The sequence below is a fragment of the Amazonocrinis nigriterrae CENA67 genome (assembly GCF_016056305.1).
Classification (GTDB): domain Bacteria; phylum Cyanobacteriota; class Cyanobacteriia; order Cyanobacteriales; family Nostocaceae; genus Amazonocrinis; species Amazonocrinis nigriterrae.
On sequence record NZ_JAECZC010000004.1, the window covers coordinates 37677 to 54306 of the forward strand.

The window sequence follows — 16630 nt, forward strand, 5'->3', positions numbered from 1 at the left end:
CATTGAACTCTATTTTTTATTAGGTAAATAAGGATGTATAAATAGGGACGACTGAGCTATGAATGCAATAAGTATTAGAGATAAAGGAGAGTGTTTTGGCTACAATAAATACAATTAGACTAAAAATACACGGTTTGTTGATTAAAACTCAGTATTTGTTTATATACCAGGTTAACGAGCGTCAAAATTAGGTTATTTTTACTAAATTTATAATACATGAATTCTAAAAATTTGAAACGTAAACGTGGTGTTTTACTTACTGCTAGAGGTTTACAAAAACTTCAAGAAGCAAAGCGGATGTCAGAAGCAAATGAAAATTATGGAAATAGCTACACACTGGAAGAGATGAGTACACTCACAGGATTATATTCCAGTACCATTTCTAAAGTTTTAAATCGTGAAGGAGGAGTTGATAAAAAAACTCTCGAAAAGCTATTTTTAGTTTTGAACTCAGAATTAGATAAAACTGATTATTTAAACTCAACTACTCGTATTGACTGGGGAAATGCTACCCCTAGTCCAGTTTTTTATGGACGTAAAGACGAACTGAGTACTTTAGAGCAATGGATTTTGAATGACCGTTGCCAAGTAGTGGCATTATTAGGAATGGGTGGTATTGGTAAAACAGCATTGTCTGTGAAACTTGCTCAACAAATTCAAGAAGACTTTGAATATGTAATCTGGCGATCGCTACGAGAAGCTCCACCTGTTAAAACTATTATTGCTAATCTGATCCAGGTTCTATCTGATGAGCAGGAAATAGAAAGCAATTTATCAGAGAACTTATCTGAGAGAATATCACGATTAATATATTACTTACAAAATTCTCGTTGTCTAGTGTTACTTGATAATGTAGAATCAGTTCTCCGCGGTGGTAGTCGGGCCGGACAATATGGAGAAGGATATGAAGGATATGGTGAGCTTTTCAAACAGTTAGGAGAAGCATCTCACACTAGTTGCATTATATTAACTAGTCGAGAAAAAACTAAAGAGATAGCATTACTTGAAGGAAAAGAAGCATCTGTTCGCTCATTACCACTCAGTGGTCTGAAGGTGCAGGAAGCACGGGAAATATTGAGAATTAAAGGGATAACTGCGGCAGAGGATGAATGGAAATTACTAATTGAACTTTATGCAGGTAATCCATTAGCGTTGAAAATAGTTGGCACAACTATTCAAGATATATTTGATGGTAATGTGACTCAATTTTTGCAAGAAAGTACATCTGTATTTGGAGACATCCGCGATATTTTAGATCAACAGTTTGAGCGTTTGTCACATTTAGAGAAAGAAATAATTTATTGGCTAGCAATTAACCAGGAACCAGTTACTTTAGCAGAGTTGCGACAAGACATCATATTACCAAGGTCAACTCAAAAATTACTTGAGTCTCTAGAATCTTTAGTGCGGCGATCGCTAATAGAGAAAAGTACAGCAACTTTCACCTTACAACCTGTAGTTATAGAGTATGTATCTCAGGTATTTATAGAGCAAATTTGTGAAGAGGTTGTCACTGCTGATATTGAGCTTTTTAATTCCCATGCTTTAATGAAAGCAACTGCTAAAGACTATATTAGAGAAGCTCAAATTCGCCTTGTTCTCCGGCCAGTAATAGATGGGCTACTTACTGTCTTAAAAAGTAAAAGAGGCGTTGAAAAGCAATTAACTAAAATTCTAGCAAGGCTAAGAGAAGAATCTCCGTTAGAACCAGGGTATACAGTTGGAAATATTCTGAATTTGCTATGTCAACTTCAGATTGATTTAAAGGACTATGATTTTTCTAATTTAACTGTTTGGCAAGCAGACTTGCAGAATGTAAAACTACACAATGTAAATTTCCAAAACGCCAATTTAGCTAAGTCTGTTTTTGCTGAAACTTTTGGTAGTGTTTTATCTGTAGCCTTCAGTCATGATGGCAAACTTTTGGCTATAGGTGATACCAATGGTGAGATTCGCTTGTACCAAGTTTCGGATTGGAAACAGCTTCTAACCTGTAAGGGACATACTAACTGGGTTGTATCACTAGCCTTTAGTCCTAATGATAGTATGCTTGCTAGCAGTACTACTGACTATGCTGTGAAGCTTTGGGATGTTAATACAGGTCAATGCCTACAAACTTTACAAGGGCACAATAACGAGGTTTGGTCTGTAGCCTTTAGTCCTGATGGTGACAGACTAGCTAGTGCTAGTGACGACAACACAATAAAATTATGGAGTGTCCGCATTGGTGAATGTATCAGAACCTTTCAGGGACACACTAGTTGGGTATGCTCAGTTATATTCAGTTTAGATGGACAAATTCTCATAAGTGGGAGTGAAGACCAGACAATAAGATTGTGGAATATTGACACTGGTCAATGTCTTAAAATTTTTCAAGGACACCGTGATGGAATACGTTCCATTACTGTCAGTCCTAATGGTGAAATATTAGCCAGTGGTAGTGAAGACCAAACGGTAAATTTATGGGATATTAATACTGGTGAATGCCTTAAAACTCTTAAGGGACATTGTAATGAAGTATATTCAGTTGCCTTTAGTCCAAAGGGCGATCTCCTAGCTAGTGGCAGTTTTGACCAAACAGTAAAGTTATGGGATGTTAGTACTGGTGAATGCCTCAAAACCTTCCATGGGCATTCTAGTTGGATATTTTCTGTCGCCTTTAGCGCCAAAGGTGATTTCCTAGCTAGTGGCAGTTATGACCAAACAGTGAGATTGTGGAGTACCAGCACTGGTCAATGTCTAAAAACATTACAAGGATATACAAATCAGGTTCTATCAATTGCTTTTAGTCCAGATGGACGTATGCTAGCAAGCGGCAGTCATGATTCGTCGGTGAGATTGTGGGATGTTAAGACAGGTCAATGCCTGAAAACATTCCAAGGACATCGCGCTGCTGTTCAATCGATTAGCTTCAGTGCTGACGGACAGAAACTGGCAAGCGGTAGTCATGACCAGACAATAAAGTTATGGGAGGTCAGTACAGGACAATGCCTGAAAACGTTTCAGGGACATCGTGCTGCGATTTGGTCAGTTGCTTTTTGTCCTGACGGCCAAACACTAGCCAGTGGTAGTGATGATCATACAGTGAGGTTGTGGAACATCAAGACGGGTCAAAACTTAAAAATGTTTGAGGGACATCAGGCTGCGGTTTGGTCAGTTGCCTTTAGTCCAGATGGGCAAATGCTAGCAAGTGGCTCTTTAGATCAGACAATCAAATTGTGGGACGTTAGCGTTGGTAAGTGCAAGACAACATTAAAGGGACTTACAACTTGGGTTTGGTCTGTGGCCTTTAGCCCTGATGGTGAAATGCTGGCAAGTACTAGTCCAGATGGAACATTAAGGTTATGGAGCGTCAAAACAGATGAATGCCTTAAAATTTTGCAGGTAAACACAGCTTGGTTAAAATCAGTTGCCTTTAGTCCAGATAGCTTGGCAATAGCAACTGGAAGTCATGATTATACAGTCAAGTTATGGAATGTCGATACAGGGGAATGCCTCAGATCTTTGCAAGGACACACAGGTGGAATTTGGTCAGTCGTCTTTAGTCCTGATAACCAATTTCTTGCTAGTAGTGGTGATGATGAGACAATTAGACTGTGGAGTATAACAACAGGTGAGTGCTTAAAAATTTTGAAAGCTGAGAAACCGTACAAGGACATGAATATCATAGGAGTTACAGGTTTAACTACAGCTACTATTGCTACACTGAATGTTTTGGGGGCAGTTGCTACCGAAAAACAGCCTCCGCAAGCAGTGACATTAGAGTAGTTGAGATTCAAGTACTTCTCAGTTCACCTCACCATCAACCTTGTCCAAAACATCAGACCCATGAAAAATAAACTGCCTTTGCTCAGTTAGTGTGAATCTCCACATATTGAGCTATTAGATTAGTCAGCAAACCAGTTTTTCAGCTGGTTTGCCTTACGATATTACAGCGACAAGATACTCATGGTATCGTCGGTTTAGAGTTAAAGTAATAAACTAACAGTTCGGCTGAATTTAAAAAGAAGCAATTTCAGTGTCGTTAGGCATTCCTTGTGCGAATTCAGCGGTCATTATACTTTCCAAATCATCAGTTTCGATATCATTCAATACATCAAAACTATTTTCCAACATATCAAAACTAGTTTTGAGGGAGTTGTTGGTCAGTTGTTGTAAAGACTGTTGCTCGATAGAAACTGTGAATGTAGTCATCGTTTTATTCTCCTTGAAGTTGTTTCTTTGAAATACAGCTATATATTGCTTTATATAAACTGCTTAAATAGTTCTGTTTCTTTTATTAACACCTAACAAACAGATTAGACTAGCAGATTTGTAGGTCGCTCTAGAGATTTCAATATATGCTGTAGTTCCTCGTCTGAAATGTAGTCTTCCTTGGGTGGGCTAAAGCGTAATACTGCCGTTTCATAACAAGCTTTCGCTATGCGGCTATGCTCTTCGGGACTAAGCTGTGCAACAATTTCAAGAATATCGTCTACATGCTTGACTTCTGAGCCAACATTACTGTGTACCCTTAGCCAGCGTGTAGCTTGGATACCTGGTGGCAACAAAGCCTCCACACGTTGAATGTACTCCTCACCTATAAATGTCCCTAAACGCTCACTTGCATAACAAAGACCAACACAATCAATTGGATTCGTTCTCTGCACAATTTGAGTAAAGAAATCAATGTAATCCTGCATACTTGTTGGTACAAGAGCTTGCACTACAGCAAGAGCGTCATATCCCATCGCTTGAATATCGAGCAGGGCGAGTCGGTCATGGCCTGCCTCTTCTCTTGCTTTCTGTGCAGCCCACTGTGCCAAATTCCAACGACCCAATGCACTAAAGCCTTGAGCAGCTTTTTCCATTAGTGGAGAAGTATGACGACTTGAATGGTAAGCACCTGCAAGCCGCCATACCCAACGTGTAGCAGTTAGATTGGGTGGTCTGCGTTCCGACTTAACTGCGTGCCAGGCATGTACTATTGCCTGATCTAAAAATTTTCGGATTTTAGTTAAGGTAGCAGCATCAATTACTTTTTCGCCCAAGGAATCACTGTTTTCACTCAGGCCAGTTTGATACATCCCAGTGCTGTTAGCAGCATCTACCACTTCTTTGCCAAGCACAATACATGCTGATTCAGTAGCAATTAGAAAGTTATTATGCATGGTTGATTTTGCACCCGCGTATTTCCATCATCTTGACAACCGCTTCTGCTTCTAAAAATTAGGCACAGAAGTCTTCTGTGAGATAGATTATAAATATCTCACTTTTTATGCTGTATTGAACTTTCTAGCCTTCAAATCAGTGTTTTAATCAGTTAATTGAGACACACATTAACAAAAACTTTTACTTGGTCATAATCTTAACATAACAACGAGTCTTTAAGCATAAAAAAACATAAAGTAATAAAGCTAATTTACTAATACCGCATTTCTTAATATTTCTTAGCAGATGATACATCTTAACTCTAGTTGAAATTTCAAATACTATCAATATAATTATCTAATTTCTGAATAGACAAATCTCTATACAAAGAAAGAAGTATAAAGTCAGACGACATCAAGAATAAAATCAATATTTCATGTGTTTAGTTGTAAACTTTACTTAAGGTAGTTTTGCACTAAGTAAATTAGAGAAAAACATTTATTAGCACTACAATTAAACCGCGTTCACAGTGTTAAGATCCTGTCATTACCGCATTGAGCTAATTTTGCGAAAATAGAATTACTATAAATACTGTCAGTACCCTACAGCAAATTTGCAGAGTTGTATAATTTATATCGTATAAATTTAATTTAATAGTTCTATGTACTGGGCACTGAAGCGATCGCCTCAACCCCACAAGTTATCATGGGCAATATAGCGTTGCATCTGAATTCAATACACTGCCTACATCAATTAAATGGGGCATTGGGCATTGGGCATTGGGGAGCCAGTGCCGTGGTGTTAGCGTAGCGGTAGCGACGTAGGAGCGTCGGCAACGCGGTGAGGCAGCCCCCGTCTTGGTGAGGCAGTGCGGTCTTGGGGTTTCACGCCACTCCCTTTGGCTGTCGGGAGACCCGCCCACGGGGGTCTTTCTGGGGCAGGTTTTTTTTGATTAGACAAATTTTTGGGATTTTAAAACCAAAATCATTGTCTAAGAACTTAAAACTACGTTCAATAATTGAGAACATTCTCAACTATTTATCGAAAGCCTAAAAACCTGCCCTTCAAAGCTCCCCAGATCCCCAGCTCCCTGACTTCCCCCACCTCCTCTAGCCTGTTGACCCTCACAAAGGATTATGACTATCGAACGAGTTCCCCAAAAACACTATCCCAAAGCTGAGATTTGGCGGCGAGGCATGGCATTAGGGCTTGATTTCCTCGGTGTCTGGTTAGTCAGTTCTCTATTGGGAAGCAATAGTATCGGTATTCAATTTGCTCAAATCCTCATTTTTGTCATAGGTTGGCTGGTTTTGCGGGTGCTAGTGGTCTACAACAATCAAGGGCAAAGCTTAGGGCGTTGGGCGTTCGATTTGAAGATCCTCGAAGTCGAGGACGGCCAAGTAGTGAGCAGGATTCCAGAATTGCAGGCACTGCTAAAACGAGAAGCCATAGTTTGCTTTGGCGCTCTTTTGGTTTCAATTGCCCTAAACAACATCCGTGCCAATCCCACTGCTATACTGCTATTACTTCCTCTGGCAATTGACTGTGGTAACGCTTTATCCGATACTCAGTTGCGGCAAGCTTTGCATGACCGCTATGCTGGAACTTTCATAGTTTCGTCGCGTCGTGGCTACTCGCTGGATCTAAAAGTCAAGCGATTAGTTGAAAAAGTACGGCGAAATGTGAGAAGATAGTCATTTGTGTTAATTCTCCTCAGGCTTTAGCGTTTGTAAGATTATGGCTAAAAGTAAAGGTGTCCGCATAATAGTGACACTAGAATGTACCGAGTGTCGTACGAATCCAGACAAGCGATCCCCTGGTGTTTCACGGTATACCAGCACTAAGAATCGTCGCAACACTACGAATCGGCTAGAACTGAAAAAGTTCTGTACCCACTGCAACAAACATACCGTTCACAAGGAAATCAAGTAAAGATGAGCTATTACCGTCGTCGCCTGTCTCCAATCAAGCCTGGAGAGCCAATCGATTATAAAGATGTTGACTTGTTGCGTAAGTTTATCACCGAGCGGGGTAAGATACTACCACGTCGGATTACGGGGCTGACATGTCAGCAACAGCGAGACTTGACACTAGCAATTAAGCGGGCACGAATTGTAGCTTTATTGCCCTTTATCAATGCGGAAGGCTAAATCAATTTTAGATTTAGGATTTTAGATTTTGGATTATCTGAAGAAGCTGTGTTTAAATGACATTGGCTTTGTTTTTATGAGTCCAAAATCTCAAATCTGAGTGATAAAGTGTAAAATTGGTTACTAAAGAAAAATTTTTGGATTCAGGATTTCATACCAGTTCATTAGAATCCAAAATCACGCCAGTTCAACGCCACTTGCGGGACTTGGGGAGAATCCCCAAGGGCGCAGTGGCTCATCAAGCCAGGAAACCCTTCCTGTGCGACTGGCTCCCAAATCTAAAATCTAAAATTACTAGAGTGCGAGAGTTGTGGAGAAGGGGACGCTAGTTGAATTTAGGGTTCAAGGCGATCGCCGTCTGGGTGTGGTAGATCGTCCAGACGGTAAAACCCGCTGGTTTGTGGTAGACGAACGCGGTCAATCCCACAGCCTCGCGCCTAGACAAATTACTTATACAGTGGCGGGGCAAGCCTACAAGCCCTCTGAGATCACCAGCTTTTTAGAGCAGGTCAAGCCTTATCTAGATCCATCAAGCTTAGAGGTAGCATGGGAATTACTGGTGGAAGACGCCCAAACAGTCACACCTGCTGAAATGGCAAATCTGCTGTTTTCTCAATCAGACCCAGCGCCAAGTTATGCCGCCCATTGCTTGTTATCAGACGACAAACTCTATTTCAAGCAAAAAGGAGACGCTTACGAACCGCGAACAGCAGCTCAAGTGGCAGAACGTAAGCACCAAATAGAAGTAGAAACCCTCAAAGCTAAAGGACAACAAGAATTTTTAGCTCGCGTAGAGCAAGCGCTCACTGGTGAAACAGTAGAATGGCAGCGCCACGATCGCCAGCGTTTGGAAGGGCTAGAAAAATACGCGACTTTACTGGCAGATATTGTACGGGTAGGGCTAAACTATGAATCTCTAGCTCGTGCCTATCCTCCTAGTGCCCCAGTCTTAGAAACTATGACTATGCTGGGGCGTGCCGCAACCCCCCAAGGAGCTTTTCAATTATTGATAGACTTGGGTTGGTGGAATGCTCACGAGAACTTGTTCCTGCGTCGTGCTTCAATTCCAGTTCAGTTTCCTAGCAAGGTAGTAGAAGTGGCGCAACAGCGTTTGGATTTCCCTCCAACTGACTTAGATGCAAATCGCCTCGATTTGACTCATCTGAAAGTCTATACAATTGATGATGAAAGCACCACTGAGATAGACGATGGTCTTAGCTGGGAATTACTCCCGGATGGACGGGAGCAGCTTTGGGTACACATCGCCGATCCGACTCGCTGGTTAATACCAGAAGATGATTTAGATCTTGAAGCCAGAAAGCGGGGAAGTACAGTTTATTTACCTACGGGTATGATTCCCATGTTCCCGGAAGTACTGGCAACTGGGCCCATGAGTTTGGTGCAGGGACAAATTTGTTGTGCCCTCAGTTTTGGAGTTATTTTAAATACAACTGGGGCAGTAGAAGATTACTGCATTCGTACCAGCTTCATCAAACCCACCTATCGCCTCACCTACGAAGATGTAGATGAGATGCTGGAATTAGGAGTACAAGCAGAACCAGAAATAGAAGCGATCGCTAATTGGGCACAAAGGCGGAAATCTTGGCGCTACAACCAAGGCGCAATCAGCATCAACATGCCAGAGGCGATGATCAAAGTCAAAGGCGACGATATCAGCATCGACATTTTAGATGATTCTCCGTCGCGACAACTGGTCGCAGAAATGATGATTCTTGCCGGTGAAGTCGCTGCTCGTTATGGTCAAGTTAATAACATACCTTTGCCTTTTCGGGGTCAGCCGCAGCCAGAATTACCCCCAGAAGAAGAATTGCTTCTGTTACCAGCCGGATTCGTACGTGCCTGTGCCATGCGTCGCTGTATGCCTAAGAGTGAAATGAGCATCACGCCTGTACGTCATGCTGGTTTAGGATTAGATACCTACACTCAAGCAACTTCTCCCATCCGTCGCTACAGTGATTTACTCACCCACTTTCAACTGAAAGCCCACCTGCGGGGTGAAGTTCTGCCTTTTTCCGCAGAACAACTCAAAGAAGTAATGATGACCGTCACAAGTACCACCCAAGAAGTGACGATGGTAGAACGGCAAACTAATAGATATTGGGCATTAGAGTATTTACGCCGTCATCCAGAGCAAGTTTGGCATGTAACAGTTTTAATGTGGCTGCGAGAAGACAGCAATTTAGCATTGATTCTATTAGAAGATTTGGGCTTGCAGTTACCCATGTCCTTTAGACGCACGGTGAGATTAGGTGAACAAATATTAGTAAAAGTTAGCCACGCCGATCCGCAAAAAGATTCTATTCAATTCCAAGAAATAATATATCAAGAAGCCCAAACAGCTACGAATTAAGTCTTCTGTCCTGGATTTAACCATAGCAATCTTATTTATTTTATGAAAATCGGCTAAGATTCCCAACTTCTCCAATCAGTCGGGAATCTTTCTGTTAACGAATGATTTAACGTGACGTGAGTTCGACGCATAAATAGCCCTTTAGCGATAGATATATTGCCAATAGAAGTCACCGATTATACAGACAATTACTGATTTTTTGCGATTTTAGCTGTCATAATCTATGCCCAGAGAAGGTTTGAGTTTTTTTAGCTTAAGTTAAATTGAAAAAAGACTGTGGTGGGAGTGTCAAGTATTAGCCCTAACGTTTAGCGTGACTATATTGAGAAATTCTGAGAATACTTTTGTAGCAAGCATTTGAAAAAATAAATATTGAGTAATTAAATGAGTACATTACTTAACTAAGTTACTTAAAATAAATAAATTATGCTTCTACTATATCAGTATTAATTTAATAGAAACTTTACCCTATAATTGGGCAAATATTCAATCTGATACTGTTCGTCTGATGTTGATTACATCTCCAGAATGGGAACTCTAGTTAGTGAGGTTGAGATAAAGTTCTTACTTAGAGTAATTATCTATGTTCCATTCCGATAATGCCGTGCTGCATCGACCGTCATTCCGTGGTTTGCCACGTAGCTTGAGTTCTTGGGAGACTTGGGCTTTTGGGTTGACATCCCATCTTGCTTGGACATCAGTAGTGCCGGCTGTTCATGCGGCTTTGGGAACACAAGCTATTTTTGTTTGGATTCCTGCTGTGATTCTTGGGATGCTACTAAATTATCAGATAAAGCATTTAGGTAAAAGTTTATTTGATGTAGCTGGAGGAACGCCTAACTATACAACTAAACTGTGGCAGCGATACCCAATAATTGCACGCTATGCAGCAATAGGATATCTCTTGGGTTGGCTTTCTTTCCTCTCAGTAAACGCTGTTGTATTGACAGATCTTATCAAAGTAAATTTTGAAGCATTAGGTATTAGCTTCCCAGAAGCAATTCTGAGGATTACCTTTATATTATTGCCCTTTGTTGTTGCCTTCAGTGGCACACGTGCATTAAGCATTCTACATTTATTTTTTGCGATTCCTGCCTGCGTCTTGTTACTTACTTTTTGTCTACAAGGTCTAGGATTTTTAGCGTTTTCTAGTAATAGTCCTGGCTTTTTTCCTAATGAGTGGTCATCTTTGAGCTTTGTTGATTGGGCAAAATGGTTTTATTTCGCTAGCTATACAGCCTACAGTTGTGAAACGGCCTCATCCTTTGTTGCTGATAGCCGTGAACCTGATAAAACTTTGAGGTTTTTAGATATTGCAGCTTGGTTAATGTTGCCTGTGTTAATGGGTGGTTCTTGGGTAATTATGCGTTTAGCAACAGCCCCAGATTTAGAAGATAATGCTTTTTTGAATTTTGTTGCCGCTTCTACACCATTTTGGGGAAATTTTGCTCCGGCGATCGTTACTTTCTTACTAGCTGGTTCTTGTTTGTTAGGTTCAGCCACAACAGTTTCTAACTGTCCTCGGATCATCTATCAGTTAGCTGTTGATGAACACTTAGCACCAGTATTTTCTGTAGTCTCACCTCGTGGTGTCTTTGGTTCGTCTCTGACTCTAAGCCTAATTTTGGGACTAATTTATTTTATTTGGGGTAATGTAGCTCACATTATTGCCGCTACAAATGCAGCTTGGTTTATATCAATAATGCTATTGCATTTAGGTTTATGGCAACAGCGAGCTAAGTTCGATGTAGTGCTTCCAAAACTGACTTTAGGTATCTTTTTGTTGGAGATATTAATCTTATTAGCAGGAAGCTATGCTTGGGGCTGGCAAGATTCTCTGATTGGATTATTAGTTCCGTTTGGTGTATTAGCAATTGATGCGTTAGTTCGCCGCATTCGCCTTCCTATTTTCCGTTCTAGTTGGTGGTTAAAACTTTATCAATCACGACGAACAAAGCAATTTCAAGATTCAGTGATGCTACAAGTGAGCATCTTAATTTTTCTCTTGTGTAGTGCTGTTTTAGTTGGCTGCTTATTTGGTTGGTATATAAATAAAGCTGCAATTACAAATTTTGAAAATTTAGTTGTTGTTTTGCTGATGACGGTAGCATTTGTGGGAGTTACGATCGCCTGCTGGACAAGTTTACCTCAAGTAGTGGCAATCACCGAAGCACGAGAGGCCGCTGAACACCTTTTTCATGTTGCCCAAGATGGTATCGTCGTTACAGATGAACAAGGTATAGTTTGCCAAGCAAACCCAGCGATTGAATTTTTTTTTGGTGTGAATCCATTTGCTCTTTTAGGCCATCACCTCAACAAATGGTTGCCAGAATTAGCTCACTGTCCTCAACAGTGGACACGGCGTAGTGAACATACCATACTTTATAAGGCAAAAATCAAAAATTTAGAAGTTTCTATCTCAGATCGACCCCATCAAGACTTTCGAGAATATGTTGTTATTCTTCACGACATCACAAGGCGCAAACAAGCAGAAGAGATATTGCGACAATCAGAGGCAAAATTACGGGAAGAAGCTAAACAACTAGCTACTCAACTGGTGCAGAGTGAAAAGATGTCCAGCTTAGGACAGTTAGTAGCAGGAGTAGCACATGAAATTAACAACCCAGTCAACTTTATTTATGGCAACCTTACTCCTGCTAGTGAATACATCCAAGATTTACTCAAACTGCTACTACTTTATCAACAGCACTATCCCAATCCAGTAGTAGAAATTCAAGAGGAAGCAGAAGCGATTGATATTGATTTTTTACTTCAAGATTTGCCACAGTTGCTAACTTCAATGAAAGTTGGAGCGCAAAGAATTAAAGAAATTGTACTATCTCTACGTAACTTTTCTCGCTTAGATGAGGCAGAGATGAAAGAGGTAAATATTCATGATGGTATTGACAGTACTTTAATGATTCTTGAGCATCGTCTTAAGGAGAAAACTAAATATCCAGCAATAGCAATTATCAAAGAATATGGAAATATTCCATTAGTAGAATGCTACGCTGGACAACTCAATCAAGTATTTATGAATATTTTGGCAAATGCAATTGATACTTTAGAAGAAGCATTTATTACTGGGCAAAATCTTCAGAATCTTCAGATTCGGATCAAAACCGAATTAAGAGATAATAAACAAGTAATTATTTGCATAGCTGATAATGGCACTGGTATGTCAGAAACTGTGCAAAAGCAATTATTTGATCCTTTTTTCACTACCAAACCCATTGGTAAAGGAACTGGGCTAGGTTTATCAATTAGTTATAAAATTATTACAGAGAAACATCAAGGGAGATTGCATTGTATTTCCTGCCTAAATCAAGGAACAGAATTTTTAATTGAGATTCCTCTGCGTCAATATGCCACTACTGTTGATGTGAGAAAAGCTATAAATTTGTAATTTTAAATTAAAAATAGAATGTTAAGTTTTGCAACTCAACCTATTTTTAGAAAGCACTCGCTCTTTTCTTTTTTGACAAACTTCTAAAAAACCCCGCTTCCATTCCTCTCCCCTGCAAGGAGGAACCACTGCATTGGGCGGGTTCCCACGGCAGTCTGCTCAAGTCGGGAAACTATGCGCGGCAATCACTCATGGGGCCCTGAGTTCCCCTGCTTCCCCTGCTCACCAATTGGAAGTCCCTAACCCCAAAAACCGCTCCTGTTGGGGGCTGCCTCACGATGCGGTTGCCTTTGCCTTGTAGCAAGTGGCGTCAGAAGCTTTAAAAGCTTAATTTTTTTGATACTTCAGCCCCTCTTTGCGTCGGAGAGGGGTTGAGGAGAGGTTCATCGAACTCACGTTAATATTAGGTACATCTTAATAGAAGATTGATATTAGTCCTTAATTACGAATTAAATGCTATTGTCTCATCTCTATAGTTTTTTAACTGCTCCTATTAATGAAACTTCTGTTCATCGAGAAAAACATTTTAACAAATCAGTTGTATTTTGGTTCATCTTGAGTCTAGCTTTTGCAGCATTTTATGGTTTTTTAGGACTACAAAAAGCCTTTAGAGGAGAATATGTTGCTCAGGATGATGCACGAGAATATGTATTTTGGATGCAGCAGTTTGTCGATCCCAAGTTACTACCGAATGATTTGATTGCAGATTATTTTCAATCGATTACACCTTTAGGATTTGCCGCTATTTACAAATTGATGGCGTGTCTAGGCATTCAGCCTTTGTTGCTGAGTAAACTTTTGCCTATCCTGTTGGGGTTGATTGTTACTATCTACTGTTTTTGGCTGTGTCTGCAAATATTTCCAGTACCAATTTCTGGATTTATTACTTCTTTATTGCTAAATCAAAGTCTTTGGTTCAAAAGTGATTTAGTTTCTGCCACACCCAAAGCTTTTATATATCCTTTGCTATTAGCTTTTCTCTACTATCTCTTGCGCGAATCTTGGCTAATCATTTGTTTCATAATTATCTTAGAAGGACTTTTATATCCGCCACTAGTATTAATTTCTTTAGGAATATTATTGATGAGATTGCGAAATAATTATTTTTGGCTGGTCACAACTTTCGGATTAGGGTTTTTAGTGATGTTGCCTTATGCTTTAGCTTCCTCTGAATATGGGCCAGTTGTCACTGCCTCTCAAGCCTGGAGAATGCCAGAATTTTGGCCCGGAGGACGACATCCTTTTTTTAACAATAATCCTTGGTGGTTTTGGCTGGTTGGTCAACATAGTGGCATTCTCCCACCGTTAATGCCTCCCCTAATTTGGTTAGGATTATTCTTGCCTCTGGTACTACGATATTCATCTCATTTGCAATTGGTTAATTTGGTAAATAGTAAAGTTAAAATATTGCCGCAAATTATCATAGTATCCTTGACTCTATTTCTTGCTGCCCATGCTTTTCTATTAAAATTGTTTTTCCCTACCCGCTATACAATTCATTCGCTGCGAGTTGTGATGGCTGTTGCTGCTGGTATCACGTTAACTGTAATGCTGGATAACTTTTTGCGTGTATATCAACAAAAACCCAGGGTTTGGCAACTGGCATTAACATTAGTTTTAGCCGTTGTCCTGCTTTTATACCCAAATTTTTCAGGACGTTTCCCCACAACTGATTACAGACAATCTGGAGAATCAGCACTGTACAAATTTCTGCAACAGCAACCTAAAGACAGTCTTATTGCTAGTCTCTCTGATGAAGCTGATAACATTCCAACTTTTGCCCAAAGGTCTATTTTAGTGGGTCGAGAATATGCGCTTCCTTTTCATCTCGGTTATTATTCTCCAATTCGCCAACGCACTAGTGATTTGATTGTTGCTCAATATAGTGACAATTTGACAGCAGCAAAACAATTAATCCAAAAGTATAAAGTAAATTTCTGGCTGGTGGAACGCACAGCTTTTCAACCTGAGTATTTGACTGAAAAAACCTGGCTGCAAAGTTTTCAACCAGCGTTTGCTGAAGCTGTCAGCAGTTTGTCACAGGGTAATGTTCCTGCATTGACAAAGGTGACATCTCGGTGTTCTGTTTTGGAGACAGAGAGGTTTATTGTGTTAAAGGCAGAGTGTGTTGTCAAAATTAGGGCTTAGGGACTGGGGAAGAGTTTTCCCAGTACCCAATCCCCAATCCCCAGTACCCAATACTGACCAAATAATTGCAAAATAAAGGCAGTTCGTCATGGTTACTACCTAAAAATGCCGACTACAATTGCTGACGCACAAAATTTACTTTCTGACCTCATCGCCCGCTACTCATCCCGTGTCGATTATTTGATGATTCGCCTCGAAGAAGCAGAAGGGACTGATATCTTGTTGCGTGGCGACAAGGTAGAAACCCTCAGCGAAGGTATTTCTATTGGTGGACATATTCGGGCTTGTCACAAAGGTGGATGGGGGTTAAGCAGCTTTAATCAACTAGAGACGATTCAACACCGCATTGAAGAAGCGATCGCAGCTGCACGCATGGTTGGTGATGAAGAAACTTTACTCGCTCCCATTGACCCAGTGCAAGCAGTATGCCAACTACCTCTAACAGGTACTGACCCCCGGAAAATTCCTCTGAGTCAGAAAAAACAGTTGTGCGATCGCTATACTGAACTGCTAAAAAGTGTTGATCGTCGTATTACCACTACTTCAGTACGTTACGGTGACAGTACCCAAACCGTTATCCTGGCTACCTCAGAAGGCACTTTCATCAAACAATCTTGGGTAGATATGGAAATGCGCTTTTCAGCCACTGCCAGAAACGGCGAAATCATCCAAACTGGACGAGAAACTACAGGTTCTCGTAAAGCTTACGAAGACTTAACTAATTTGGATGAACAAGTTAAAAGTGCCGGACAAAGGGCTGTTGCAGCCTTATCTCTACCATCGGTAAAAGGTAGTACCTACACTGTGGTTATTGACCCCATCCTCACAGGTTTGTTTGTCCACGAAGCCTTTGGACATCTTTCTGAAGCAGATATGGCTTACGAAAACCCGGATCTGCTAGAAGTCATGACCATCGGACGGCGATTTGGCCCAGAAGAACTACAAATTTTTGATGGTGCTGCCCCTCAAGGACATCGGGGAAGTTATTTTTATGATGATGAAGGTACACCCGCCACCACTACCCAATTGATTAAAGATGGTATTTTGGTGGGACGTTTGCATTCTCGTGAAACTGCCGGCAAGTTGGAAGAAGCACCCACAGGCAACGCCCGCTGTCTCAATTATCACTTTACGCCCATTGTGCGGATGACAAACACCTGGATTGAACGAGGTAAAACCCCAGTTGCAGATTTATTTACCGATATCAAAGAAGGAGTATATGCCCGTAATTGGCTGGGTGGCATGACTAATGGAGAAATGTTTACCTTCAGTGCTGGGGAAGCTTGGATGATTAGAAACGGTAAAATCGCTGAACCAGTGCGCGATGTCACACTTTCAGGGAATGTTTTCCAAACCCTAGCGGATATTGAAGCAATTGGTGATGATTTTTATTGGGATGAATCTGGCGGTTGTGGAAAAGGTGGA

At 40.7% G+C, this 16630-nt stretch carries 11 protein-coding genes; 8 read left to right on the plus strand and 3 right to left on the minus strand.

Annotated elements, in window-relative coordinates; genetic code table 11:
* The first annotated feature begins 216 nt into the window (after window positions 1-216).
* Entirely contained in the window at window positions 217-3768 is a 3552-nt protein-coding gene (locus I8748_RS03945) for a WD40 domain-containing protein (RefSeq protein WP_198123367.1), read from the plus strand.
* A 231-nt stretch (window positions 3769-3999) separates the two neighbouring features.
* On the opposite strand, the gene I8748_RS03950 is transcribed toward I8748_RS03945, so the two are convergent.
* The 3 genes from I8748_RS03950 to I8748_RS34480 all read right to left on the minus strand — a co-directional run bounded on the left by I8748_RS03950 (window position 4000) and on the right by I8748_RS34480 (window position 6090).
* Complete coding sequence (locus I8748_RS03950) at window positions 4000-4194, minus strand: hypothetical protein (RefSeq protein WP_198123368.1); 195 nt, start codon at window positions 4192-4194, stop codon at window positions 4000-4002.
* A 104-nt stretch (window positions 4195-4298) separates the two neighbouring features.
* Entirely contained in the window at window positions 4299-5150 is an 852-nt protein-coding gene (locus tag I8748_RS03955; RefSeq protein ID WP_198123369.1) for a hypothetical protein, read from the minus strand.
* A gap of 781 nt (window positions 5151-5931) precedes the next feature.
* A complete protein-coding gene (locus I8748_RS34480; protein ID WP_214662415.1) occupies window positions 5932-6090 on the minus strand; it encodes a hypothetical protein in 159 nt (52 codons plus the stop codon).
* Window positions 6091-6266: 176 nt separating this feature from the next.
* Between I8748_RS34480 and I8748_RS03960 the strand changes: the two genes are divergently transcribed.
* From I8748_RS03960 to I8748_RS03990, 7 genes are all read left to right on the plus strand, one after another.
* On the plus strand, window positions 6267-6824 hold the full coding sequence (locus I8748_RS03960) for an RDD family protein (RefSeq protein ID WP_198123370.1): 558 nt from the start codon (window positions 6267-6269) through the stop codon (window positions 6822-6824).
* A gap of 43 nt (window positions 6825-6867) precedes the next feature.
* A complete protein-coding gene (gene rpmG, locus I8748_RS03965; RefSeq protein WP_096554383.1) occupies window positions 6868-7062 on the plus strand; it encodes a 50S ribosomal protein L33 in 195 nt (64 codons plus the stop codon).
* Between the two features lie 2 nt (window positions 7063-7064).
* Window positions 7065-7280 carry a 30S ribosomal protein S18 gene (gene rpsR / locus I8748_RS03970; protein ID WP_062296148.1) on the plus strand — a complete coding sequence of 72 codons (216 nt, stop codon included), beginning with the start codon at window positions 7065-7067 and terminating at the stop codon, window positions 7278-7280.
* Window positions 7281-7590: 310 nt separating this feature from the next.
* Window positions 7591-9651 (plus strand): ribonuclease catalytic domain-containing protein, encoded by a 2061-nt coding sequence (locus tag I8748_RS03975; RefSeq protein ID WP_198123371.1) that lies wholly within the window; start codon window positions 7591-7593, stop codon window positions 9649-9651.
* Window positions 9652-10234: 583 nt separating this feature from the next.
* Entirely contained in the window at window positions 10235-13057 is a 2823-nt protein-coding gene (locus I8748_RS03980; protein WP_198123372.1) for an ATP-binding protein, read from the plus strand.
* 453 nt (window positions 13058-13510) lie between these two features.
* The gene (locus I8748_RS03985) at window positions 13511-15205 is read left to right on the plus strand and encodes a hypothetical protein (protein WP_198123373.1); all 1695 of its coding nucleotides are present in this window, start codon (window positions 13511-13513) and stop codon (window positions 15203-15205) included.
* 105 nt (window positions 15206-15310) lie between these two features.
* Window positions 15311-16630, plus strand: a 1320-nt coding sequence (locus tag I8748_RS03990; RefSeq protein ID WP_198123374.1) for a TldD/PmbA family protein, incomplete at its 3' end; no start/stop codon positions are given.